Origin of the sequence: Floridaenema fluviatile BLCC-F154 (assembly GCF_041929135.1) — a bacterium.
GTDB classification, from domain to species: domain Bacteria; phylum Cyanobacteriota; class Cyanobacteriia; order Cyanobacteriales; family Aerosakkonemataceae; genus Floridanema; species Floridanema fluviatile.
In genome coordinates this window covers 70,864-96,092 of record NZ_JBHFNS010000058.1, presented here as the reverse complement: position 1 = coordinate 96,092, position 25,229 = coordinate 70,864, and the positions used below count along the sequence as shown (strand labels likewise).

The 25,229-nt window shown below is 40.9% G+C and carries 26 protein-coding genes; 17 read left to right on the top strand and 9 right to left on the bottom strand.

The window, feature by feature from the left end; all coding sequences use genetic code 11:
• Positions 1–13: 13 nt before the first annotated feature.
• Positions 14–715 carry an esterase/lipase family protein gene (locus tag ACE1B6_RS14935; protein ID WP_413258035.1) on the bottom strand — a complete coding sequence of 234 codons (702 nt, stop codon included), beginning with the start codon at positions 713–715 and terminating at the stop codon, positions 14–16.
• Positions 716–945: 230 nt separating this feature from the next.
• Here ACE1B6_RS14935 and ACE1B6_RS14930 point away from each other — a divergent pair, with 230 nt between their 5' ends.
• The 3 genes from ACE1B6_RS14930 to ACE1B6_RS14920 all read left to right on the top strand — a co-directional run bounded on the left by ACE1B6_RS14930 (position 946) and on the right by ACE1B6_RS14920 (position 4,055).
• Positions 946–1,659: a precorrin-2 C(20)-methyltransferase gene (locus tag ACE1B6_RS14930; RefSeq protein WP_459563035.1), complete on the top strand. Its 714-nt coding sequence runs from the start codon at positions 946–948 to the stop codon at positions 1,657–1,659.
• 168 nt (positions 1,660–1,827) lie between these two features.
• Positions 1,828–2,976: a hypothetical protein gene (locus ACE1B6_RS14925; RefSeq protein ID WP_413258033.1), complete on the top strand. Its 1,149-nt coding sequence runs from the start codon at positions 1,828–1,830 to the stop codon at positions 2,974–2,976.
• Positions 2,977–3,020: 44 nt separating this feature from the next.
• Positions 3,021–4,055, top strand: coding sequence for a bifunctional heptose 7-phosphate kinase/heptose 1-phosphate adenyltransferase (locus ACE1B6_RS14920; RefSeq protein WP_413258032.1), 1,035 nt, complete (start codon positions 3,021–3,023; stop codon positions 4,053–4,055).
• A 73-nt stretch (positions 4,056–4,128) separates the two neighbouring features.
• Here the strand turns inward: ACE1B6_RS14920 and ACE1B6_RS14915 are convergent, their stop codons facing one another.
• On the bottom strand, positions 4,129–5,748 hold the full coding sequence (locus ACE1B6_RS14915; RefSeq protein WP_413258031.1) for a CapA family protein: 1,620 nt from the start codon (positions 5,746–5,748) through the stop codon (positions 4,129–4,131).
• An 85-nt stretch (positions 5,749–5,833) separates the two neighbouring features.
• Between ACE1B6_RS14915 and rfbB the strand changes: the two genes are divergently transcribed.
• Positions 5,834–6,928, top strand: a complete 1,095-nt coding sequence (gene rfbB, locus ACE1B6_RS14910; protein WP_413258030.1) for a dTDP-glucose 4,6-dehydratase — start codon at positions 5,834–5,836, stop codon at positions 6,926–6,928.
• 109 nt (positions 6,929–7,037) lie between these two features.
• Positions 7,038–7,286 (top strand): hypothetical protein, encoded by a 249-nt coding sequence (locus ACE1B6_RS14905; protein WP_413258029.1) that lies wholly within the window; start codon positions 7,038–7,040, stop codon positions 7,284–7,286.
• 77 nt (positions 7,287–7,363) lie between these two features.
• On the opposite strand, the gene ACE1B6_RS14900 is transcribed toward ACE1B6_RS14905, so the two are convergent.
• From ACE1B6_RS14900 to rpaB (ACE1B6_RS14880), 5 genes are all read right to left on the bottom strand, one after another.
• Complete coding sequence (locus tag ACE1B6_RS14900) at positions 7,364–8,980, bottom strand: phosphoenolpyruvate carboxykinase (protein ID WP_413258028.1); 1,617 nt, start codon at positions 8,978–8,980, stop codon at positions 7,364–7,366.
• Between the two features lie 425 nt (positions 8,981–9,405).
• A complete protein-coding gene (locus tag ACE1B6_RS14895) occupies positions 9,406–9,939 on the bottom strand; it encodes a DUF456 domain-containing protein (protein ID WP_413258027.1) in 534 nt (177 codons plus the stop codon).
• A gap of 9 nt (positions 9,940–9,948) precedes the next feature.
• Positions 9,949–10,617: a cofactor assembly of complex C subunit B gene (locus ACE1B6_RS14890; RefSeq protein WP_413258026.1), complete on the bottom strand. Its 669-nt coding sequence runs from the start codon at positions 10,615–10,617 to the stop codon at positions 9,949–9,951.
• A gap of 9 nt (positions 10,618–10,626) precedes the next feature.
• Entirely contained in the window at positions 10,627–11,361 is a 735-nt protein-coding gene (rpaB, locus tag ACE1B6_RS14885) for a response regulator transcription factor RpaB (protein WP_413258025.1), read from the bottom strand.
• 342 nt (positions 11,362–11,703) lie between these two features.
• Positions 11,704–12,435, bottom strand: a complete 732-nt coding sequence (gene rpaB, locus ACE1B6_RS14880) for a response regulator transcription factor RpaB (protein WP_413258104.1) — start codon at positions 12,433–12,435, stop codon at positions 11,704–11,706.
• Positions 12,436–12,610: 175 nt separating this feature from the next.
• Between rpaB (ACE1B6_RS14880) and radA the strand changes: the two genes are divergently transcribed.
• Positions 12,611–14,158, top strand: a complete 1,548-nt coding sequence (gene radA / locus ACE1B6_RS14875; protein WP_413258024.1) for a DNA repair protein RadA — start codon at positions 12,611–12,613, stop codon at positions 14,156–14,158.
• 194 nt (positions 14,159–14,352) lie between these two features.
• Complete coding sequence (locus ACE1B6_RS14870; RefSeq protein WP_413258023.1) at positions 14,353–15,507, top strand: glycosyltransferase; 1,155 nt, start codon at positions 14,353–14,355, stop codon at positions 15,505–15,507.
• A gap of 54 nt (positions 15,508–15,561) precedes the next feature.
• Here the strand turns inward: ACE1B6_RS14870 and ACE1B6_RS14865 are convergent, their stop codons facing one another.
• On the bottom strand, positions 15,562–16,437 hold the full coding sequence (locus ACE1B6_RS14865) for an LPS biosynthesis glycosyltransferase (RefSeq protein ID WP_413258022.1): 876 nt from the start codon (positions 16,435–16,437) through the stop codon (positions 15,562–15,564).
• A gap of 46 nt (positions 16,438–16,483) precedes the next feature.
• Complete coding sequence (locus ACE1B6_RS14860; RefSeq protein ID WP_413258021.1) at positions 16,484–17,230, bottom strand: creatininase family protein; 747 nt, start codon at positions 17,228–17,230, stop codon at positions 16,484–16,486.
• 97 nt (positions 17,231–17,327) lie between these two features.
• On the opposite strand from ACE1B6_RS14860, the gene ACE1B6_RS14855 reads away from it, so the two are divergent.
• The 10 genes from ACE1B6_RS14855 to ACE1B6_RS14810 all read left to right on the top strand — a co-directional run bounded on the left by ACE1B6_RS14855 (position 17,328) and on the right by ACE1B6_RS14810 (position 25,222).
• Complete coding sequence (locus ACE1B6_RS14855) at positions 17,328–17,648, top strand: ArsR/SmtB family transcription factor (RefSeq protein ID WP_413258020.1); 321 nt, start codon at positions 17,328–17,330, stop codon at positions 17,646–17,648.
• Positions 17,649–17,749: 101 nt separating this feature from the next.
• The gene (locus tag ACE1B6_RS14850; protein WP_413258019.1) at positions 17,750–18,772 is read left to right on the top strand and encodes a PstS family phosphate ABC transporter substrate-binding protein; all 1,023 of its coding nucleotides are present in this window, start codon (positions 17,750–17,752) and stop codon (positions 18,770–18,772) included.
• Positions 18,773–18,801: 29 nt separating this feature from the next.
• Complete coding sequence (locus ACE1B6_RS14845; RefSeq protein ID WP_413258018.1) at positions 18,802–19,515, top strand: MIP/aquaporin family protein; 714 nt, start codon at positions 18,802–18,804, stop codon at positions 19,513–19,515.
• 179 nt (positions 19,516–19,694) lie between these two features.
• Positions 19,695–20,102 carry an arsenate reductase, glutathione/glutaredoxin type gene (arsC, locus tag ACE1B6_RS14840; RefSeq protein WP_413258017.1) on the top strand — a complete coding sequence of 136 codons (408 nt, stop codon included), beginning with the start codon at positions 19,695–19,697 and terminating at the stop codon, positions 20,100–20,102.
• A gap of 7 nt (positions 20,103–20,109) precedes the next feature.
• Positions 20,110–20,562, top strand: coding sequence for a phosphatase domain-containing protein (locus ACE1B6_RS14835; RefSeq protein WP_413258016.1), 453 nt, complete (start codon positions 20,110–20,112; stop codon positions 20,560–20,562).
• 2 nt (positions 20,563–20,564) lie between these two features.
• On the top strand, positions 20,565–21,233 hold the full coding sequence (arsH, locus tag ACE1B6_RS14830; RefSeq protein ID WP_413258015.1) for an arsenical resistance protein ArsH: 669 nt from the start codon (positions 20,565–20,567) through the stop codon (positions 21,231–21,233).
• A gap of 467 nt (positions 21,234–21,700) precedes the next feature.
• Entirely contained in the window at positions 21,701–21,943 is a 243-nt protein-coding gene (locus tag ACE1B6_RS14825; protein WP_413258014.1) for a thioredoxin family protein, read from the top strand.
• Between the two features lie 7 nt (positions 21,944–21,950).
• Positions 21,951–22,940 carry a permease gene (locus tag ACE1B6_RS14820; protein ID WP_413258013.1) on the top strand — a complete coding sequence of 330 codons (990 nt, stop codon included), beginning with the start codon at positions 21,951–21,953 and terminating at the stop codon, positions 22,938–22,940.
• 114 nt (positions 22,941–23,054) lie between these two features.
• Positions 23,055–23,807 (top strand): winged helix-turn-helix domain-containing protein, encoded by a 753-nt coding sequence (locus ACE1B6_RS14815; RefSeq protein WP_413258012.1) that lies wholly within the window; start codon positions 23,055–23,057, stop codon positions 23,805–23,807.
• Positions 23,808–23,890: 83 nt separating this feature from the next.
• Entirely contained in the window at positions 23,891–25,222 is a 1,332-nt protein-coding gene (locus ACE1B6_RS14810; RefSeq protein ID WP_413258011.1) for a sensor histidine kinase, read from the top strand.
• Positions 25,223–25,229: the final 7 nt, after the last annotated feature.

Below are 25,229 nucleotides of genomic sequence, written 5' to 3'. Positions count from 1 at the left end.
AGACCTCGATCGATTAAATTAAATACTTTGTCCACAATGGCAAAATTTCCGGGGAACCATACCAAAGTCCAGGTGATTTAGGAGAATGTCTCACTCCTTCAATAGTGAGATTTTCTGCACCTTCTAAATGTGCTGCTTCAATTGGTGTAATTCCATCTCCCCAAGTTTCACCGTTACCACAGGTAATTTGATAACTGTTATAAGCTAACCAACTGCCTTTTTTTCTGGCTCCGAAAATCGATTTTCCGGCGACACAAACATAACTAATTTGGGGGTAAAATGCGCCGGGATAGTTAACTTTAACAAAATCTAAATTCCGTTTTGTCCAACGTTCTAAACTAATATGAGGAGTTCCCAATGTGATCAGGGTAGCAACGTGAGGATGTGCGCCCCAAAGTTGCTCGGATTCGACAATATCGCCGTGAATAGTGTATGGTTTTTCTCCGATGTAAATTCGGGAAATCCAACCACCTGCTGAGTGTCCAATTAAGTTAATTTGAGAGGCTCTATGTTGCTTTAATGTTTGTTTGACAGTGCGATCGAGTATTCGTAAAATTGGCATCATCGATCGACCTCCCACCGTGGGCAACCAGTCTCGTTTTCGCAATGGTACTGTTACGGTAGGGAAACCAAGTGCTTGCAAGCTTTTTTCTAAGGGGATGTAAGCAGTTGCACCCTCAAGATATCCAGGTAAAATAACAATAGGTAAAGACATTTTAGTTCTAATTGCTGAAATTTCAGGGTTTTAGTTGACAAAGTTGCTGTGTAAAATATCCTACATTAGCAGATTATTCAACTTATAGTAAAATTTTATGCTTGCTTGGTTAATTTAATCTTAGTATTTTTACTTAGGTTTTTTTGACAAAAATGATACATTATCTCAAAAACGCTTTGTTAGCCTTAGATTGGAAAAGTAAATAGTTAGTCAAAAATTTGTCAATCATCGTGCAAACAGGCACTCTCTACGGAATTAGTGTAGGCCCAGGAGATCCAGAATTAATTACCCTGAAAGGATTAAATTTACTGAAAAGTACACCTGTTGTGGCTTTTCCGGCTGGGATTGGGGGCAAACGGGGAATAGCGCAGGGTATTGTTTCCCAGTGGTTACAATCTGAGCAGGTGCAGTTAGCTTTAAAATTTCCCTACCTACAGGATGAAGCGGTTTTAAATTCTGCATGGCAAGTAGCGGCGCAGCAGGTGTGGGAATATTTGCAGCGGGGTGAGGATGTGGCTTTTGTCTGCGAGGGAGATATTAGTTTTTACAGCACTTTTAATTATTTAGCGGCGACTTTGCAGCAACTACATCCAGAAGTCAAGATTCAGACAGTACCGGGGGTTGCTTCGCCAATGGCAGCAGCGTCAGCTTTGGGGCTACCTTTAACTTTACGGGATCAGCGTTTGGTGATTTTACCTGCGCTTTATCGGGTTGAAGAGTTAGAGGCGATTTTAAATTGGGCGGATGTGGTGGTTTTGATGAAGGTGAGTTCGGTTTATCCGCAGGTTTGGCAAATGTTACAGCAAAGAGATTTGTTGCAGCATAGTTATGTGGTGGAACGGGCAAGTACAGCTGAGCAATTAGTTTATTGTGATTTGCGCGATCGCTCTGACCTAAAATTACACTATTTCTCTTTGCTGATCGTTAAGGTGACTGGGGACTAGGGACTGGGGACTGGGGACTGGGGACTGGGAGGAACGGAAAAATTTTCCGGCTGTCTTGGAGCTTTGGAGCCTTTTGCCTTTTTCTGTTAGTCTAAGCTTTGTGTCGCTAATATCGTATATGACCAGCGCCAGAATCGATCGCGAAACACTTAGCTAGAGTTACCTGCTATGTCTGACATCTCACGCATGAGTACCCTGTCTGAAACCATGAATTTGCCGTTAGTTGTGGCAGCATTAACCTCTGTTGGATTGCACTCGCTATTCTGGTTTTATCAACCAGTAGTACCAATGGCTGATAAACCAACAGTAGCAGCAAGCGATCGACGTAGCGTGAAAGTTGTCCAACTAACACCAGAGGAAATTCTGCGTTTGCCAGAATACGCCCAACAGAGAACCCAACCTACTTTACCTCTACCACCGGGACAAATTCCCACAAATCTTTTACCTTCTCTACCGGAAGCAAAATCAGAAATTACCTTACCACCACCACCAAGTTTTCCAATTTACAACTCTAATCCTAGCCCTACAACTCCTTCAGCGACTCCTTCAGCGACTCCAGAGACAAAAACTCCAAGTTCGCGCCGTCGTTCTCAGACTACGGTTCCTAAGTCTCCTCAAGAAACCCCGAAAAATAATCGCAGAAATACTGAAACTTCGCGAAAGCAAAAACCTGAAACTAATAGAAATATTAACAATGATGACTTGAAACCTGAAACATCTTCGGTTCAAGAGACAAGAAACACGCAGTTACCACCACCAATTGAAACTCAAAAAAATCCGCCAACTTCCAGTGGTGAATTTATGTCAGTATATCAGCAATTTCTCGCCCGATTAGATTCTAGTGATTCGCCAACTGATATTCCAAATAATCCGACTCCTTTAAGCGATTTGCCACCAGTGAAACCACGAGTGCTTCCGAATTCAGATACTAATACTTACGCTTACAACAAACGGGACACTACAGTTGCGGAGGGACAGACAAATTATCTAAATTGGTGGAAAACTCAAAAAGAATCTTATGGAGAGAGCTTGCTACCCGGAATGGAAAAAGTTCCAGATACAATTCGTTCTCCGCTTAAAGAAAAATTACCAAATGTTGGGATAGCCGGAATTGCTGTCTTAGTTGATATTTCAAAAGGGAAAATTGTCGGAGAACCAAAATTAACTCGCAGTACTGGTTATCAGAAGTTTGATGACTTGGCGATCGAAAATGTGAAAAAACGTGATTTTCCTACAAATAGCGAAGTAAAGAGGTATAAGTACAAAGTTTATCATTATGAAATTGAGATAAATCAGGACAATTTACCTCCTGCTTAGCGGACTTCAAATTAGTTAAATAAAGGCAGATTTAATCCTAATTTATGACTTTGGACTTATCTTTCGCTAAACAACTGCGTAGTTCTTCAGAAAGATTGTTTTCATTTTTGGAGAAGTTCGATCGAGTTAAAGTATTAGTAGTGGGAGATTTAACTCTTGATGAATTTCTTACTGGACAAGTAGAAAGAGTTTCGCGGGAAGCTCCGGTATTAATTATCCGTCACGAACAAACAAGACAAGTGCCTGGTGGAGGAGCTAATGCAGTTTATAATTTTGCCAAGTTAGGGGCACAAGTTCAGGTAGTCGGATTATTAGGTAAGGATGAACAAGGTCAAGCTTTGCGGCGCATTTTTGAAGATGCGAAAATTGACACTAGTGGGATTTTTTTAGATTTGCATCGTCCGACGGTGACCAAGACGAGAATTTCTGGGCACGCCCGTCAGTCAGTGACGCAACAAATTGTTAGGGTCGATCGCAAATCTGATGATTTACCAGGGGAAAGTTTGCAATTACAATTAGCTGATTACATTCGTTCTCAAGTAGGAAAAGTTGATGTAGTAGTTTGTTCCGATTATGGTGATGGTGTATTCACTCCTCCTGTAATTGCAGCGGCTTTGAGTCACTCTTTAACTATTGTTGACTCTCAGAAAAATTTACCCCGTTTTGCAGGTGCAACTTTGTTTACTCCCAATTTACCAGAAGCAGAAAAAGCTGTGGGTTATGCTATTTCTTCTCCTGAAGTTTTGGCGCAAGCGGGAAAGGATTTATTGAATTTAACTCAGGCAGAACAAATTTTAATTACCCGTGGAGAATTTGGGATGAGTTTGTTCGATCGTCATACTTTATCAGCAGATCATATTCCTGCTTTTAATCGAACAGAGGTTTTTGATGTTACTGGTGCTGGTGATACAGTTGTTGCTGCTTTAACTTTAAGTTTATGTACTGGTGCTTCAGTTTGGGAAGCAGCAGTTTTAGGCAATTTAGCTGCTAGTATTGTAATCCGTAAATTCGGAACTTCCACAACTACGCCAGGGGAAATTAAATCAGCTTTAGAAACTTTATTGGATGAGGAAAGTTAGTTTGTTGTGGGGACTTTAGTCCTACCAATTAACCTGAGAACGACTGAAGTCGCCACTACTAACTTAGGGCTTGCTATGGCTTTTTACTGTTTTTTTCTTCTTTAATAATGTGACCGTTTAGCTCAAATTTTAGATTTGTTTGGGGAAAGTCCAATTTAGTTAAATTGCGAATTATCGGAATACTCGTAGTACCTTTATCAAGAGAAGGAATACCTCTTCTATCTAATTGTACGGGGGTAATTTTACCGGAAATAAACTCTCCTTGCGGGTTAAGTTTAACTTCTAAAATCAATGATTCTCCTAATGCACCTCTAGTGGATAAAGTTCTATATCCGACAAAATTCCCCAAAGAATAAGCAATCAATTTGCCTTTATATAGTTCCATTGCTCTGGGAACATGAGGGCCATGTCCTAATACTAAATCTGCTCCATTATCGATCATTGTGCGGGAAAAAAGTACTAAGTTTCCCCGATTTTCGCCGTAGAAATTTTCCTGGCGATTTCTGACTCGCATCGCGCCTGTTCCTTCTGCGCCACCATGAAAAGAAATTACCACAATGCTGGCTTTTTTCTGAGCTTGTTTGACTAGTGCGATCGCTGATGGTAAATCATTTATAGAATTATGCCAAGCTAAGTGACTAAAAGCAATGAAAGCAACTTCTACACCCTTGATGTTTTTATAAAGAATTTGTTCTTTCTTGCCAACTGCTTTAACTCCGACACTCTCTAGATTTTTAATAGTATCTTCAAAACCTTTCACCGTAAAATCGAAAGAGTGATTGTTAGCAACACTCATCACTGTAAAGCCAACTTCTTTTAAAAGTTTGGCATATTCTGGCGGGTTACGAAAAGCATGAACCATTGGACGGCTAGTATCTTTTGCCGTGCGGGGATAGTTGGTTAATGTACTTTCAAAATTGCCAAATAAGATATCTGCACCTTGTAAGTATGCTTTGACATTTTTAAATAAGTCTTGCTGGTTTTGGGGCAATCTATTATTAGGAAAATTTGTCCCAGGAACAATATCTCCTACAGCTTTAATGGTAATAAAATCTTTGTTATTTATTGCAGGTGAGGTGACAACCGCAGGTTTTGGTGTCGGTTTTCTAGTAGCTTGAGGAGTTGGGGTTTGGGTTTCTGAAGTGTTGGGATCGTTTTGTTCTAAAGGTTCTAACTGCTGACGTTTATTGGTACTCGATGAGTTAATTTGATAGCTGAAAACTACACCTAATACTGCTACCATCAGCCAAGTAACACCACCCATTAATAGTAACCGAATCTTTTTTTTGGATAGTTTTCTGTACTTTGGTGGTTTGCGCTTTCTCGGTTCTGGGGGGCGAGTAACGGTGGTTATTTGGGGCGGAATGGGCGGAAAGTAAGGTATTTGGGCTAAATCAAATGCTTCCGTCCAACTGGGCCATTTGTGGTCGCTTTTACGTCCATAAATCCTCACAAAATCGATGTTTTGCGGGTTAAGACGGCTAACTCCGTCAATAATAAAACGGCAATAAACCGATCGATCGGGAATTTCATCACCCACCAGGACGATATGCAACCAATTATCTTTACACTTGGCGATCGCAGTGATGCCCTTTTTCGCGATAACCTGGTTAATCAGGGCAGCGATCGCTTCTGGGTTGCCTTCCTGCGCCAAATTTATAATGCTTTTCTGTTCCAAAACCACCTGAGTCACAATTATTCCCTCACACCTACTGATAGACTTCTCTATGATCGGACTGAAAAAAGTTTAAACCGGAGAGAGGAGAAAATAGCAAATAATGACACATACTTTCCCGAAAAATCAAGTTAGAACACCTCGTCGGATTTTAGTGACGGGAGGTGCAGGTTTTATAGGTGCTAATTTCGTCCTTTACTGGTGCGATCGCTATCCAGAGGATCGAGTAATCGTACTGGATGCACTCACCTACGCCGGAAACCGTAATAATTTAGCATCTTTGGCGGGCAGAAAAAATTTTCGCTTTGTAGAGGGTAATATTTGCGATCGATCCTTAGTAAATCAGTTGTTAGAGTCAGAAAAGATTGATGCGATCGCTCATTTTGCTGCTGAATCTCACGTTGACAGATCAATTTTAGGCCCCGATGCCTTCGTCCAAACCAACGTAGTTGGAACTTTCACACTTTTGGAAGCTTTCCGTCAACATTGGCAAAATAATTCTCTGGATTCAGCGATTTTCCTCCACGTTTCCACAGATGAAGTTTACGGCACTTTAGGCCCTAACGACCCAGCTTTTAGCGAAACAACACCTTATGCACCCAATAGCCCTTATTCTGCCTCCAAAGCTGGCAGCGATCACTTAGTTCGGGCATATTACCACACCTACGGCTTACCCACAATAATTACTAATTGCTCAAATAACTATGGCCCTTATCAGTTTCCCGAAAAGTTAATTCCTTTGATGTGTATTAACGCCTTAATTGGAAAAAGTTTACCTGTTTATGGTGATGGACAAAACATTCGAGATTGGCTATTTGTGCTAGATCATTGTCGAGCTTTAGATACGGTAATTCATAGTGGAAAACCTGGAGAAACTTATAATATTGGTGGCAATAACGAAGTAAAAAATATTGACTTAGTAAATACTTTGTGTAAATTAATGGATGAATTAGCATCTAATTTACCAGTGCGTCCTTGTAATCAACTAATCACTTTTGTTAAAGATAGACCGGGACACGATCGCAGATATGCAATTAATTCCACCAAATTACAAACACAGTTAGGTTGGCAACCTTCTGTTACGGTAGAAGAAGGTTTGAGAAAAACAGTTGCCTGGTACTTAAATAATGAAGATTGGTGGAAACCTTTGTTATCTCAAGAGTATCAAACTTATTACCGCAAAGTTTACCAATTATGAGTTTCAAAAACCAAGCAGATGCTACTAAGAAAACGGAACAACCAATGGAAAATTTTCCATTGGAATTACCTTTTACCATTGAAGAGATTCTCGATCGGGAGGAACAAATATGAATGAAAATTGGTTGATACCAGAACCAGGTTTTCTCAGTTTAGCGAGTTACCGGAGTATTTTGAGTATTGGTAGTGCCGGAAGTATTTTAAGTATCGGTAGCGTTGGTAGTATCTTGAGTATTGGCGGAGTTGGCAGTATTTTGAGTTTCGGAAGTGCCGGAAGTATTTTAAGCGTGTTTAGTGCCGGAAGTATTTTATCGATGTTGAGTGTTGGCAATATTTTGCGGGTACTGCGATTCAATTAATGGGAAAAACCAGATTTCTCAAAGAATTAAACTTTTTCGCTGAAGAAATCTGGCTTTGACTCCTCGTTCAAATTTGGTTAAACTGCGATCGCCAATCGCGGAGCACCTTGCATTACTTGAGCATCAACCACATCAGTAAACTGTTGGAAATTCTTAATAAACATCTTCGCCAACTTCTGTGCTTGCAAATCATAAGCCGCTGGATCGTGCCAAGTCAAACGTGGTTTTAACACATCTTTTGGCACACCCGGACAACGTTCTGGCACAGAGAAACCAAAAATCGGATCTTCCTCCTTCGCCACATCATCCAAAGCGCCAGTTAACGCCGCTGTTAGCAAAGCACGAGTATGCCTAATCGACATCCGATGTCCCACACCGTAAGGGCCACTAGTCCAACCAGTATTCACCAACCAAACTTTCACATTATGGTCAGAAATGAGTTTTCCGAGCAACTCAGCATACACACTCGGATGTAATGCCATAAAAGGTGCGCCAAAACAAGCACTAAAAGTAGCTTCTGGTTCGCTACCCATTCCCCGTTCAGTTCCGGCAACTTTAGCAGTGTAACCGCTGAGGAAATGATACATTGCTTGCTCTTTAGAAAGTTCAGCAATCGGAGGCATTACCCCAAAAGCATCAGCAGTTAAAAAGATGACATTTTTCGGGTGATTCCCCAAACCTGTACGGCTAGCATTAGGAATATGAGACAAGGGATAAGCCGCACGGGTATTTTCCGTTAAACTGTCATCATCTAAATCTAAGCGTCGGTTAGTTGGGTTGATTGCCACATTTTCCAAAACTGTGCCAAAAGTGCGCGTAGTTTTGTAAATTTCTGGTTCTGCTACTGGGGAGAGGCGAATTACCTTAGCGTAGCAACCACCTTCAAAATTAAAGATTCCTCGATCGCTCCAACCATGCTCATCATCACCGATTAAAGTCCGGTTAGGATCTGCCGACAGGGTAGTTTTTCCAGTACCAGACAAACCAAAGAATATCGCGGTATCGCCATCTGCGCCAATGTTGGCAGAACAGTGCATCGATAGCACTTGTTTGTGTGGCAATAAGTAGTTAAGAATGGTGAAAACAGATTTTTTGATTTCGCCAGCGTAGCTAGTACCGCCAATTAAAATCAACCGACGCGCAAAGTTAACAATAATGAAAGCATCGCTGCGAGTACCATCTAAATCTGGTACGGCGCGGAAATTGGGTAAATTAATAATCGTAAAATCGGGAATGAAGTTAGTTAATTCCTCTTGGTTTGGTTGAATAAATAAGTTCCGGGCGAATAAACTATGCCATGCGGTTTCGGTAATCACTCGCACACAAATCCGATAGTTTGGATCTGCTCCAGCGTAAGAATCTTGAATGAAGAGATCTCTACCTTGGAGATAAGCTAACATCCGAGCATAAAGATTTTCAAATTTTAGGGGGTCGAAAGGTTGGTTAACTTTTCCCCACCATATATGTCGATCGCTTTCTGGTTCCTTAACAATAAATTTATCATTAGGCGATCGCCCAGTATATTGTCCTGTTCTTACTACTAATGGCCCTAAATGAGAAATTAACCCTTCCCGACGACGGGCTGATTCTTCATAAAGTGCAGCGGTGGAAAGATTCCAGAAAAGTATACCTGTGTGTAATATCCCATGTTGATCCAAGCCATAGCTGCTGCCAACAAAACTCGTCTGCGACATCGATAACTCCTTCGCAACTTAATTTTTTTCTTAAATTCGCTTAAGTTGTCTTTCGCAGCTTACATTGCTTGAATTGCAATTTTTGGTATTATTAAATACAGTTTTTTCCTTGAATAAATGGGAGGAAGTTTGTTCGACTAAAAAATAACTGAATACCTGTTTTAACGATTGCTGAAAGCCTATTTTTTATAATTTTTTTACTCAGGGAAACTACGGGCTTGAGCAATGCTTAAGAGGGATTAATAAAATTTTTGATTGTTAAAAAACAATTAAATTTTTACTTAAAAATAACTGCACAAATTGGCGAACAAACTGTTAAAAAAATAATTAATTTATTTCAGAAAAACTGTGTTCAATAGCCAGGAAGTAACCCAGGCAGAAGAAAGTTTGGAGTTAATGGAATTTCCCCTCTGTCCCTCTGCCCTCTAAGCAACTCCAGGGGGCCAAGTAGTAAAGATAAAAACTACTACTGAGGCGATCGCCAATACACCCTCAATCAACCGACCAACCAAAGTACCAACTACGATACCCACACCTGCTTTAGTTGCCAGCTGAATTCTCGATGGCAATTCTAATTCCCCGTGGTAGAGGAATTCACCAATAATAGCTCCCAGTAGTGGGCCAACCACAATCCCCAAAAGTGGGCCGCCAAAAGGCAGGGCTGGTAGAAAGCCAAAGAATCCCAAAGTTAAGCCGACAAAAGCACCAATTTGGCCCCATTTACTAGCACCAGCTTGTTTTCCGCCCCAGTAAGCAGCCAGAAAATCTATGCCTAGACTGAGTAACAGGACAGCTAATGCAGTTGCCAAAGCGATCCAGACACCTTGGGTAAAGCCGTCGATCGCGCCCCAGACAAAAATAGAAACTAGAATTAGGCTAGCGCCTGGAATTCCCGGAACTAAAGCTCCAATAATTCCCACAACCATCAAGACAATTAACAGCCAATACAAGATAACCATAGACTTTGATCAAATCTCAGCTGGTGCAACATCATTATTGAAGTAGTAGTTGAAGCATACATCTAGTTTGTCAGCAATTCCGGCAATCCAGTTTTCATCTTGCTGAGTGTAACTGCGGGGTGCGTTGGCACCCAAGACTAAAACACCACGTTTACCAATAGGTTGGCAAATTACTCCTTGAGTATTTTTGGGGAGATAATCAAACTCAATCTTTCCGGGGTAGAGTTTCAGGTCTACTAAATAAACTGGCTTTTGTTTTTCAATAACTCGTTGTAAGATTGCCCCAGGTTTCACTTCTGGGTTATCGCCCAAAATTCCCCGCCGTAATAAAACTTTACCTCGATCCCAAACGACGACGCTGCGGGTGGCGCTATTAGTTAACAACATTAAGGATGCCCAAGCTAGTTCTGATTTAACTGCTTCTGGTAAATCCGGTGCGAGTTCAAATCCTTCTTTACCATTAAGTTCTACTGCTTCTGGCGATCGCGGTTGTACTTGTTGCCAAAGTAAACCAGTGAAAATCAACAAAGCACTCAACAATACACCTAAAGCATCGGAACGAGCTTGAGAATCCGTCAATTCTGGGGTGAGAAAGCGGTTGGCTAAAAGTAGCGTTCCCCCCAATGCACCGACAACGATCGGGAGAGTTTTGAAAACTTGGTTATTGTCCCTTGCCATTTAAGATAATTATTTTTCGTTTTCCCCGAAATCACCCAAGCGTTGAAACTGATAACCCATCGATCGCGCAGTCAGAATCAATTCTGGGTTGCTGGGGTCTTCTTCTAATTTTGCCCGTAAGCGAGAAACATGAACATCAACCACACGGGTATCTACCAGCCGTTCTGGAGTATAGCCCCAAACTTGTTGTAAGATATCCGAGCGAGAAATTGCCTCTCCTGCCCGACTTACCAACAATTCTAGGAGATTAAACTCCATTCCGGTAAGTCTAATTCGCCGATCGCCCTTGTAAACTTGCCGCTTATTGGTGTCAATTTTCACATTACCGATCGAAATTACCCCAGAGTTAGGAATCCCGGAACCGCCTGATTTGTCCACTCGGCGCAACACGCAGCGAATCCGTGCTTCTAACTCTTTAGGAGAAAAGGGTTTAACCACGTAATCATCAGCACCTAGTTCTAAACCTGTGATTCGATCGGCGACATCTCCCAAAGCCGTTAACATAATAATCGGCACGTTAGATTCCTTGCGAAACTCCTGACAAACCCCGTAACCATCCAGTTTCGGCATCATCACATCCAAAACCACCAAGTCTGGATTAGCAGTACGAAAAGTTTCCAAAGCCTCCTCACCATCGGCAGCAGTGACCACATCGTAACCAATCATTGACAGGCGAGTTTCCAAAATCCTGCGAATGCTGGCTTCGTCATCTACCACCAAAATCTTTTCTTTACGAGTTTCCATTGCCAAGATTTGTTAACCTAAAATTTCTGTTTGTTAATTTTTACTACCTTATTTTAAGATATAACAAATTTTAGCCAAGTTAAATTTTTGTAATAGTTTATTTAAAAGCAACCGACGCTAACTTGTGCGAAATTATTAGCGATCTTTAGTGTAAACCAAAACCTAGCACCAAAAGCGATTATTTGCTAATATTCCTAGATTTAACGTAACTAAATTCATCTACAAAACTTAATCGTTACCTGCAATTACCAGGCAAAGAGCAAAGGGGAACATCCAATCGAAGTAAAATCCGATCCACCTCCCCTGCTCCCTTGCTCCCTTAGATGGCAGACAGCAAATAATTCATTCTTTCTCTCCCGGTTCAATAATTCTTTGGAAGAGATAGCCTGTACCTCTAGCAGTAAGAATCAGTTCTGGGTTACTCGGATCATCTTCTAATTTTGCCCGTAAGCGGGAGATGTGAACATCTACGACACGGGTATCAACGTGACGTTCGGGAGTGTAACCCCAGACTTCTTGGAGAATTTCCGATCGAGAAAAAGCCTCTCCTGAACGGCTAACTAAAAGTTCTAGCAAGCTAAACTCCATACCAGTAAGCCGAATTCGCTCATCACCTTTGTAGACTTGGCGTTTATTGGTGTCAATTTTAATATTTACGACATGAATTACACCGGAACTAGGGATACCGGAAATTCCAGTTTTATCTACCCGTCTTAGTACGGAACGAATGCGAGCTTCTAACTCTTTGGGGGAAAAGGGTTTAACTACGTAATCATCTGCGCCCAACTCTAGACCTGTGATCCGATCGGCTACATCTCCTAAAGCTGTTAGCATAATGATTGGCACGTCTGATTCTTTTCGTAATTCCTGACAAACACCGTAACCATCGAGTTTCGGCATCATTACATCCAAAACCACTAAGTCAGGAGTGGCGTTACGAAAGGTTTCTAAGGCTTCCTCGCCATCGGCAGCCGTGACGACATCATAGCCAATCATGGACAGGCGAGTTTCCAAAATCCTGCGAATGCTGGCTTCATCGTCTACCACCAAAATCTTTTCTTTGTGGCTTTCCAAGTTACTCAATGCTCCTTAAATCTGTAGCGTTTCTGTTCATTAATTTTTAGTACCATTAATTAAGATATTACCCTAAAGGGTTCAGTTGTTTTTAGCCGAAATTCTTATGCTTGCTGGATTTCAAGCTTTCTTAAGAATTACAAGCTAATCTTTACAGTTTTTTACAATTATCACAATGCCTAAGCCTCGAACTTCTTATATCTGTAACGAATGCGGGGCCGAGTCTCCACAATGGTTTGGTAAGTGTCCTTCCTGTAATACTTACAATTCACTGGAAGAACAACTGATTACCCAATCATCGACGCTTCCCAGTCGCGGTAGTTGGCCCGCAAAGACTCGGAGTGATGGTAAATTAGTCGCCAATGATGAACCAAAACCCAGGTTGTCTTTAAAGTTTTCCCAGATTACTGAAAGACAGCAAGCGAGATGGTCTTCTGGCTATGAAGAATTTAATCGAGTTTTGGGTGGTGGAGTAGTTCCGGGTTCTTTGGTTTTGATTGGTGGAGATCCCGGAATTGGTAAATCTACTTTGTTGCTTCAGGTGGCAAATCAACTTTCTGAGTCACGGCGCATTCTTTATGTTTCCGGCGAAGAGTCGGGACAACAAGTAAAGTTGAGAGCGTCTCGTTTGGGAGTTGGTGAAAATTTTAATTCTGAGGAAGAAGAGACAGAACAGACAAATTCAGTAGAAAATGATGAGGAAGTAGAAGTAAATGAACCGAAACTTTATGTGTTAGCTGAAACTGATTTGGAAGAGATTTTAAAGGAATTGGAATCTCTGAAGCCAAATTTAGCAGTAATTGATAGTATCCAAACGATTTTTTTACCGACAATGACTTCGGCTCCTGGTTCGGTTGCTCAAGTTCGGGAATGTACTGCGGCGTTAATGAAGGTGGCAAAACGTGATGATATTACGATGTTAATTGTGGGTCACGTTACTAAGGAAGGGGCGATCGCAGGCCCTAGAGTTTTAGAACATTTGGTAGATACGGTATTGTATTTTGAGGGCGATCGTTTTGCTTCGCATCGGTTGTTGCGATCGGTTAAAAATCGCTTCGGCGCAACTAACGAAATCGGCATTTTTGAAATGGCAGATCGGGGATTAAGAGAAGTTGCTAATCCTTCGGAATTGTTCTTAGGAAGTCGGGATGAAGTTGCACCGGGAACGGCGATCGTTGTTGCTTGTGAAGGGACTCGTCCGTTAGTAGTTGAATTGCAAGCTTTGGTAAGTCCAACTAGTTATTCTAGTCCGCGTCGTTCAACTACGGGAGTTGATTATAATCGCCTGTTACAAATTTTGGCGGTTTTGGAAAAACGGGTGGGAATTCCTTTGTCTAAGTTGGATGCTTATGTGGCTTCTGCTGGTGGTTTAAATGTGGAAGAACCAGCGGTGGATTTGGGAATTGCGATCGCAGTTGTGGCGAGTTTTCGCGATCGCATTGTCGATCCGCAAACTGTGTTAATTGGCGAAGTTGGGTTAGGTGGACAAGTTCGTGCCGTTTCCCAAATGGAATTAAGGTTAAAAGAAGCGGCGAAACTTGGGTTTAAAAGAGCGATCGTTCCCAAAGGACAAAAGTTTCCTGATGTCGGTTTAGAAATTGTTCCGGTTTCTAAGGTGATTGATGCGATCGTCGCCGCTATTCCCGCTCAACCTCGCTTCGGTGGCGATGAATTTTCTGATTATGAAGAAGATGAAGAAGATGAAGAAGAGTTAGAAGAATAACCAAAAATTAACCGCAGATGAACGCAGATAAGAATAGTTATTTTGGCATTTATCTGTGGTTTTCGATAAAAATTTAATTTGAAAAAATTGGCTAAAAGTTTACTTTTTTCTCTTGCTTTTTTGAGAGATTTGACATATTATCTAATAATGGAAATCTGTGCGCTCATATATACTAGTTTTTCCAAAAGTTAATTATGACGAAAACATCCCCATCGATCGCTATTCTCCTGAGATCTCTTCACGGAGGAGGAGCAGAAAGGGTAATAGTTAACTTAGTTAGTGGTTTTGCTGAAAAAGGAATAAAGATGGATTTGGTACTATTAAAAGCCGAAGGAACCTATTTATCCCAAGTCAGCAAAGAAGCGCGAATTGTAGACTTCAACGCTAGCAAATTCGATCGAGGAAAAAGATGGCGATTGCCTACTAGTTTTCAATCTACTAGTAGTTTGCCCAAATTGATAAATTATCTGCAACAAGAACAACCAAAAATATTACTTTCCGCTACACACTTTACTAACGAAATAGCCATATTAGCCAAACATCTTTCCCGAACATCAACACGAGTAGTAGTTACTGAGCATACTACTGTTTCTGTAGAAGCGAAAAGAGTAGAGCAAATTTCCGCTCGCCTAATACCTTTAACCTCTAGAATATTTTACCCTTGGGCTGATGGAATTGTCACAGTTTCCCAAGGAGTTGCCCAGAATTTAGCTAATATTACCAAACTGCCTAAAGAGCGAATTCAAACAATTTATAATCCAGTAATTACGCCGGAAATTTTGCAAATGGCAAAAGAACCTTTAGATCATCCTTGGTTTGCGAATGGGGAACCTCCGGTTATTTTAGGAGTGGGAAGATTTGTCAAACAAAAAGATTTTCCCACATTAATTAAAGCCTTTGCCGAAGTACGAAAACAGCAACTAGCGAGGTTAATGATTTTGGGGGGTGGGAGAGAGCGATCGAACTTAGAATCCTTAGTTAGCGAATTAAACTTAGAAAATGATGTCGCCTTGCTAAATTTTGTGAAAAACCCCTTTGCTTATATGGCAAGAGCCGCGGTATTTGTCTTATCTTCAGCTTGGGAAGGTTTACCAACGGTACTTATTGAAGCAATGGCAGTAGGAACAAATGTAGTTGCTACCAATTGTCCGAGTGGCTCTGATGAAATTTTAGCGAATGGGAAATATGGTTTTTTAGTACCAGTGGGGGATAGTAGTGCGATCGCACAAGCAATTTTAAGTATATTATCCGGTAATACTAAACAAATTGATTCAGAATGGCTTAATCAATTCACCTTAGATAATTCTACCCAAAACTATCTTAATTTCTTGGGTATTTCCGAAAAATAAATAACAAAACTTGCGCCGCTAGTAATGAAAATTTTCATATTTGGTTGCTAAAACTTATAGACGAAACGATAAATGTCTGCGAACAGCAAAACTAATCAATCTTGCTGGTGTGCTGGAATCTTGAATTATCGGAATTCGCAAAAATTTACCGAGTAATAAACGAGCGATTCCCTTGAAACGAGCTTTAATTCTTACGATTAATAACTTCTCTTTTCCTCCCCTTTCTTCGCAAGCATAGAAAGGCAAAAATGCTAGTTTTCCATATAAAACATCGGCTCGATGAGTTTTACTCAACCCATTTTGATAATGTTCTAAATTCGGTAATCCTCCATGTTCGCCATAATTCCGAAATGGAATATAATTTCTTAGCCCTTTTTTCCTTAAAATTTTATCAATATCTGAATCCCAAGATGAATAAGCATTTGTTCCGTATTCTTCGTTAATTTCTGCGGCTAATTCAATCAGGTACTTTGCTGATTGCGGGGTAATAATATATGCCACCATTGAAGTAGAAAATCCTTCCGCATATCCTTCATTGGAAACACTATAAACTTGAGCAGCACAAGTATAAAGCCAGGAAATTCCTACATTGCTTTGATGCGGGTTAAAAGGCAAGGGGAGTTTGCCAAAACCGATTACCGGAACAAAATCTGCTTCAATAATTAAAGTTGGTTTGTTTTCCTGAATTGCTTTTTCCCAAGCGTGACGATGGTTCATTAAGCAAAGATAACTGCGAGAATAAGTTTGATATTCTGGCTTGTGTTCTTGCCTGATAACTTCATATTGAAAGTTTTCTTTAGTTAAACTTTCTTCAAGTAATTGAGTTGGTTCTTTGTGGGCAATAATGAAGATTTTACCGATCGAATCAACAAGCTGATGAGATCCATCGAGGTTACTGGGACTAGGAGCGATCGCGTTCATGCTAACCATAATAAAGCTATTACGAGTATAACCTCGAAAAAACAAAGGTCAACCCTTACTCAGCATTGAGAAATTCCAAATAGCCATTACTTAATTCTTTCACCGCTAAATCATAAAATTGTTTGCCATGTTCCGGGGTTGCTAAAGCAGGGTTAGATCCCATTCTGCCATCAGGGTAACGTTTGCGAAAATCGATCGCACCATAAATACTATGTCCCTTGCCAACTTCTTCCGAAAGTTGCCCTTGTTTAATGGCTTCGGGATAAACAAATTGGGTAACAGCTACTTCGCTGGGAGTAGCGTGAGAACCTTCTCGATCTCCATACAATTCCTTAGCTAATTTATACACTGAACCACACATAAACCAGTTAGCAACTTGGCATTTTACTTGCTCATAATTAGGCACATTTAAATCGGCTAAATGCGCGTAAGTTTCCGAGAAAGCCGCTTTCATTGTGGCAATATTTCCGCCATGTCCGTTAATAAAATAAAACTTGGTAAATCCGGCTTTTGCTAAACAAGTTACGTAATCTTTAATTAAGAGAATCATTGTACTCGGACGCAAGCTAATTGTGCCAGGAAAAGCGGTATGATGTAGCGCCATTCCTACATTAATTGTCGGTGCTACCATTGCGTTAATTTCTGTACCGACACCTTTAGCGATCGCCTCCGCACAAATCGCATCTGTACCAATTAATCCTGTGGGCCCATGTTGTTCTGTGGAACCAATTGGCATAATAATGCCTGTAGACTTTTCCAAATAGGCTTCTACTTCTGTCCAAGTACTTAAATGTAGCAGCATTCCCAATTCTCAATTGTGTTACAGGTTTCATTTTAAATAAACGGTGCTAAAAATGCCAAAATAAGGTTAAGATTAGGTTATGTATGAAAAAAAGTTGATGCTACAGTCTTCAATCACACCAACTCAAATCAGCGCCGGATTTCATGCTTTGTCTGACCCGCTGCGCCTCCAAGTCATCGATCTACTGCGGGAAAGAGAGTTATGTGTTTGTGAATTATGCGAACATTTAGAGGTCAGTCAATCTAAACTCTCTTTTCATCTGAAAACCCTGAAGGAAGCGGGTTTAGTGCGTTCGCAGCAAGAAGGACGCTGGATTTATTACAGCCTGAATTTAACCCAATTTGTAGCTTTAGAGCAGTATTTAGCAGATTATCGCCGCTTTAGTTCGATCGCCCCCGCCCGCACCTGCCAAGAGTAAAGGGCAAACATCAAGTTTTGTTGAAATCTACTTGACAAATCAAGTTTTTTTGAAATGATGGATAGTACCCCTTACTTCATTTGACTGGGGGAGGCTATTGTATGAATACGACAGAAAAGCCCAAAGCTTTTAGATTAAAAAAATTTGCTTTAGTTGTTGGTGTAGCTGCACTGTTAAACTCATGTGCTGAGGTACAATCGCAGCAGAAACCGATAAAAATTGATGGTTCAAGTACGGTTTATCCAATTACGAATGCGATCGCCAAAAACTACCAAACTACCAATCCCAACACCAAAGTAGAAACTGGTTTTTCTGGGACTACGGGAGGATTTAGAAAATTCTGTAACAAAGAAGTAGACATAGCAAATGCTTCCCGTCCAATTAATGCCCAAGAAATGCAAAATTGCAACAAAGCTGGGGTAAGATTTATCGAATTACCTGTAGCTTTTGATGCTTTAACTATCGTAGTTAATCCCCAAAATAACTGGGTGCAAGATATCACTGTAGCCGAGTTAAAAAGAATGTGGGAACCAGCCGCAGAGGGTAAAATTACTAATTGGAATCAAGTTAGACCAGGATGGCCCGATCGACCTTTAAAATTATTTGGCCCAGGTAAAGACTCAGGAACCTTTGATTATTTCACCGAAGCGGTAATTGGCATAGTTGATGCTAGCCGAAACGATTATACAGCTAGTGAAGATGACGAAGTAATTGCCAAAGGAGTAATCCAAGATCCTAATGCTTTGGGATATTTTGGATTAGCTTATTACGAAGATAACCAAAGTAAGTTAAAGGCAGTTCCAGTTAATAGTGGAAAAGGTCCGATCGCACCTTCTTTAAAAACCGTAGAAGCCAGTCAATATCAACCTTTAGCCCGTCCTTTGTTTATCTACGTTAATGCCAAAGCAGCCCAAGATAATCCGGCATTAAGAGAGTTTGTAAAATTCTATATTAAGAATGCACCTCAAGCAGTAAAAACCGTCGGTTATGTACCCTTACCAGAAGAAGGATATCGCCTTGCCGAAGTGCATTTTAACCGAGCAAAAGTTGGAACAGTATTTGATGGTAAAGCCCAGCTAGATTTGACATTAGCTGAGTTATTACGCAAACAAGCAAAATTCTAGTTTTGGAGGAACAAATAAAGGTAAAAAGAATGGCAAAATTGAGTTTTTCTAAAGGTTTGAGGAGCAAAATATCTTATTGTTGGCGAGAAGCTGTAGTAGAGGCGATCGGCACATTCATTCTAGTATTTGCTGGAACTGGAGCAATAATGGTAAACCAGATTAGTAAAGGCGCAATAACTCATCTGGGAATTAGCTTTGTGTTTGGCGCAGTAGTAGCAGCATTAATTTATGGATTAGCTCATATTAGTGGCGCACATTTTAACCCAGCAGTAACATTAGGATTTGCTGCAACAGGGGTTTTTTCCAAACACAAAATCCTGCCTTATATTCTGGCACAAATATTAGGAGCGATCGCAGCTTCCGCAGCATTACGGTTAAGTTTTGGCAGAATTGCCAAACTCGGAGCTACTTTACCTTTAAATGGAAACTGGAGACAATCTTTAGTCTTAGAAACCATTCTTACCTTCATTTTAATGTTTGTAATTTTAGGCTCAGGATTCGATCGCCGAGCCCACATAGGATTTGCGGGAATAGCGATCGGATTAACCGTAGGATTAGAAGCAGCATTTATGGGGCCAATTACCGGAGCAAGTATGAATCCAGCGCGATCGTTTGGCCCCGCTTTTATTGGAGGATTTTGGCAACACCATTGGATTTATTGGATAGCACCAATTTTAGGAGCACAATTAGCCGTAATTATTTATCGACAAATTTCCAACAACTTTCAGGACTTTTCGGATTAGATGAAATACACAATAAGAAGATTAGCAGAATGAAAAAAGTGATGTTTGTTTGCAAGTTATCATCCGTAGGGTGCGTCAGAACTAAAAATTACTGTTACTTGCCCAAAATTTTCGGTCTGACGCACCCTACAAACCTCGTTGTTTGAGAATGTAAGACTAATTAAAGAGAGAAATCAATCATGAAAAAAGTGATGTTTGTTTGCAAAAAAAACTCTGCTCGATCGCAAATGGCAGAAGGATTTGCCAAGCATCTGGGAGTTGGTTTAATTGAAGTTACCAGTTCTGGATTAGAAGCTTCTGAAGTTAGACCAGAAGCGATCGCCACAATGAAAGATGCAGGTGTAGATATTAGCCGCCAAACTTCAAAAGCCTTGAGTGAATTTAAACCGGAAAATTTCGATGTTGTAATTTCCCTTTGTGGATGTGGAGTAAATCTTCCCCCCCAATGGCTGACAAGAGAAGTATTTGAAGATTGGCAATTAGACGATCCAGCCGAACAACCAGAGATTTTCCCCAGAGTGCGGGATGAGATTCGCGATCGAGTAATTCGTCTGATTGAAACCTTACAAGTTTCCTCTGTTGCGTAGGTATCTAATGGAAGAAACACAACCAATTCTAGAAAACCTTTGGTGGGTGATTCCGGGAAAATTAGCCGGAGTACGGAAACCTTTGCCAGAGGAAATTCCTCAACTCAAAGCAGCGGGAATTGGAGCGATCGTTTCCGTAATGGACGATCCGGCAAATCTTGACTTGTATCAACAAGCAAAGCTCAATTACCGCTGGCTACCCACAAAAGGCGGAAAACCTCCCACTGTACAACAGATTCAGGTACTTCAAGCCTTCATCGAGCAGCAAAATCAATTAGACAAAGCTGTTGCAGTGCATTGTACCAGTGGCAATCGCCGCACGGGAACGATGCTAGCAGCTTATCTGATTGTGACAGGAACTCCGTATGAAGATGCAATGCAGATTATCCAAACCGCCAATCCCAATGCTGAGTTACGAGAAGCTCAACTCACCTTTTTGCAGTCCTTGACAGAACATTAATAATGACCAATTTTGACCATCCTCCCCGAATTTTGTTTCTTTACGGTTCCTTGCGCGATCGTTCTTACAGCCGTTTATTAGCCGAAGAAGCGGCTCGAATTATTCAGGAATTTGGAGCAGAGGTAAAGTTTTTCGATCCGCGAGAACTACCGATTTTCGGCAGCGTTCCTGATACTCATCCCAAAGTACAGGAACTACGGGGATTAAGCCAGTGGTCTGAGGGACAGGTTTGGTCTAGCCCCGAATTACACGGTCAAATTAGCGGTATCATGAAAAACCAGATTGACTGGATTCCTCTAAGTATTGGAGCAATCAGACCAACTCAAGGAAGAACTTTAGCCGTCATGCAGGTGAGTGGTGGTTCTCAATCTTTCAATGCTGTCAATACACTTCGCATTTTAGGGCGCTGGATGCGGATGTTCACGATTCCAAATCAATCTTCGGTAGCTAAAGCTTACCAGGAGTTTAATGAAGATGGAACGATGAAAGATTCACCTTATCGCGATCGCGTTGTTGATGTCATGGAAGAACTTTTTAAGTTTACTTTGCTGTTGCGAGGAGAGGTGGATTATTTGTGCGATCGCTACAGTGAGCGAAAAGAAAAAGGTGCTCAGGAAACAATGATTGATATTGGCAAGACAATTAATGAAGTCAATCTTAGCCGAATCTAATCAAGCTCAATCCCTAAACTGAAACTCCCTTCTTTGCTTCTTCTTTAGCTAATACTAATTCTCTGTAAAATTGTGCTTAATAATAGCCCCTCCCTGTAGACGGGGAGGCGTTTGGGGTGGGGTGAATTAAGCCCATCTTCATAGAGAATTGCTAAGCTGTTACGCATTTAAATCACTTATTAATGAGTAGGGTGCGTCAGACGGTAAAGCCTATGTAGAAAGGAAAATATCTAAATCTGACGCACCCTACAATATGACTTTTAAATGCGTAACAGCTTATAAGTTTGACTAATACCAAATCCGTCTTAAATACGCCCTAATTCTTTAGTCCGCGCAGGCGGACTTTGTTTGTGTAGCAGCGATTTCAATCGCCCAATCATCTTAATTATAAAATAATTAAAAACACTCTATAACCAATTAGTTAAGAGGTATAATAAAAAAGTAATTCCACACCTAAACCCACCATTATGACTAACATCAAAGTAGAAATTCTAGGTTCCGGCTGCAAGAAATGTCATCAATTAGAAGAAAACGCCAAAAAAGCCATAAATGACTTAGGAATTGCTGCCGAACTCGATCATATTACCGATCAAATAGAAATAGTCAAACGGGGAGTAATGTCCACCCCAGCATTAGCAGTAAACGGCAAAATAGTCAGCAAAGGAAAAGTAATTTCCCCCGAAGAAATCAAGCCACTATTGCAGGTGTAAACTCAAAATGTTCGATCCATTTTATCCCTTCGACTGGCTAGCCAGCCAAATCGTTACGAAATTATTCGGCTTATCCTTAGAAACACATTTAGGCGCAAGCCTGCATTTTTTCCTTTACGACGTTCCCAAAGTTCTCACATTGCTGCTAGTCATAAGTTTTATAGTGGGAACAGTGCAAACCTTCTTAGAACCGGAAAAAGTGCGATATTGGTTAGGAGGAAAACGCACGATTTGGGGCAATACATTAGCTGCTGGAATTGGGATTGTTACGCCATTTTGTTCTTGTTCGGCAGTTCCTTTATTTATGGGATTTTTAGAAGCAGGAGTGCCATTAGGAGTAACATTTTCCTATTTAATTTCCGCGCCGATGGTGAACGAAGTCGCGGTAATATTACTTTGGGGATTGTTTGGTTTTAAAGTCACTTTGCTTTATATTGGATTTGGGGTGATTTTAGCGATCGCAGCCGGATACACAATCAGCCTACTAAAACTAGAAAACTGGGTAGAACCCTTCGTTTGGGAACTACAAAAATCTCGACAAAACCGAGAACTAGACGAAACAGAAACCGAAATTCCCTTAACTTGGAAACAGAGAATTGCCCAAGGACAATACTCGGCAACCGAAATCTTTAAAACCGTATCACCTTACATAATTATCGGCATAGCCATTGGTGCAGCAATTCACGGTTATGCACCAGCAGATATAATTACCAAATGGGCAGGAAATAACAACCCATTTGCCGTACCAATTGCCGCATTAATTGGCGTTCCCTTGTATGCTAATATTGCCGGAGTTTTACCAATTACCGAAGCCCTAGTCAGCAAAGGAATGGCATTAGGAACAGTACTTTCCTTTACAATGGCAGTCACCGCCCTTTCCTTACCAGAAATCGTAATTTTACGTAAAGTCTTACGTCCCCAATTACTAGCAGTATTCATTTTCCTAGTAACTCTAGGGATTATCAGCATTGGATATCTTTTCAACGCCTTATTGTAGCTGTAATTGAGAAATTTTCCGTTCAATTCTGAAAATTTTCTTCTACTTCTCCCCTAACAAGCACCGATCGCGTTATTGTTTTGATGGAACAACTGTGAATCAACTTCCTCAATCATGTTTTCCCTTGAGATAACTCAAAATCCATCAGGAACCGAAATCGGACAAAAAAGACGCATCCTCGTAGTAGAAGACGAAGACCTAATTCGTGAAATGCTACTCATGGCGTTACAAGAACAAGACTACGAAGTACTCACAGCTGCTGACGGACAAAAAGCAGTAAATATCCTGAAAAATGCTAGCAACGACAACACAGAACCATTCATTGACCTAGTAGTGTTAGACATCATGCTACCCTTAGTCAATGGATTAGATATTTGTCGCTTATTGCGTCACCAAGGTAATCCAGTCCCAATTTTAATTCTCAGCGCCAAAGGTAGCGAAACCGATCGTGTATTAGGCTTAGAAGTAGGAGCAGACGACTATTTAACCAAACCCTTCAGTATGCGGGAATTTGTCGCCCGTTGTCGCGCTTTACTCCGTCGTCAACGCCTCAGCGGTTTAACACAACCGCCAATGTTGCAGTATAAAGAAATTACACTTTATCCCCAAGAATGTCGCGTCTTATTGCGAAAAGAAGAAATCAACCTTGCTCCCAAAGAATTTCGCATCCTAGAATTATTTATGAGCTATCCGCGGCGCGTTTGGTCACGGGAACAACTACTTGACCAAGTTTGGGGCCCAGACTTTGTTGGTGATAGTAAAACCGTCGATGTCCACATTCGTTGGATGCGGGAAAAACTGGAAAAAGACCCCAGTCGCCCAGAATACATTGTTACCGTTCGCGGATTTGGTTATCGATTTGGATAGTTGTTAATCGATCGCAATTTGGTTGATAGTTGATATGTGGTTAGTAGATATTTATCATTGATCGCTAGCCACCGATCGCGCAAATGTTCATCTTGGAATTTCTGATAGGTTTATTAGTAGGGTTAGGAATTTGCCTACTTTGGCGAATTCGCTTCAATCAACACTTGAAGCGATTACTCCTAGCTTTGCAAATACCAGGGACAGACTCAGCCTTACCCTTAGTTTCTCGTTTGCGCCGAGGAGTAACTTTAGTAAATCAACATCGCCAACTACTAGAAAGCGAAATCCAAACTTGGCAACAAATTCTCCAAGTCGCACCCAGCGGCTTTCTCATGCTTGACGAAGAAAACCAGCTAATTTGGTGTAATGAACAAGCAAGGCAAATGTTAAATATAGACAGGTGGGAACTTGGACAAGTCCGCCTGCTGCTAGAAGTAGTCCGTTCTTACGAACTCGACGTATTAATCGATCAAACTCGTCATCAACAACAACCTATCAAACAAGAATGGGTATTTCATCCCACCTATTCCAACACAGAAACTGGAGAATATCAAGAACATCTCAAACCAAAATCTCTTACCGTAAGAGCCACCAGTTTACCCTTATCAAATGGGCGAGTCGGAGTATTCCTAGAAAATCGTCAAGCCTTAGCCGAATTTTCCCAAGCACAAAATCGTTGGGTGTCCGATTTAGCACACGAATTGAGAACACCCCTAACATCAATTCACTTAGTAGCAGAAGCCTTACAAGACCGTTTAGAACCACCATTAAGCCGTTGGGTAGAAAGGCTTTTACCAGAAGTCAATCGCCTGATTACTTTAGTACAAGATTGGTTAGAACTCAGCCAACTAGAAACCGATTCTAGCAATCAACTCCGCCGGAAACCCTTAGATTTACACTCATTAATTTGTTCCGTTTGGCAAAGCTTAGAACCTTTATCTAATGCCAAAAATCTCAATTTAAACTATTTTGGCCCCGAATCCCTACCCATAGAAGCAGATGAGTCTCGTTTATACCGAGTTTTCTTAAATATTCTCGATAACAGTATCAAATATAGCCCAACAGACGGAGAAATAAGAGTCGAAGCAAAACTCTTACCACAGATAGATATTCCCAAATTTGTAGAAGTTAATATTATAGATTGCGGCCCTGGATTTCCTGAACCAGACTTACCTTATGTTTTTGAAAGACTTTACCGTGGCGACCCTTCGCGCAAAAGACAAAACAAATCCGATCTAGAGCAGGAAAGCACGATAAAATCTAGTACAACAGGTAGTGGTTTGGGATTAGCGATCGTCCGCCAAATCATCTTAGCTCATGGTGGTTCCGTCACCGCCAAAAATCATCCCCAAACAGGAGGAGCTTGGCTGACAATAGAATTACATTTAGATACTCACACCTTATTTGGTAAATAAATTTAGG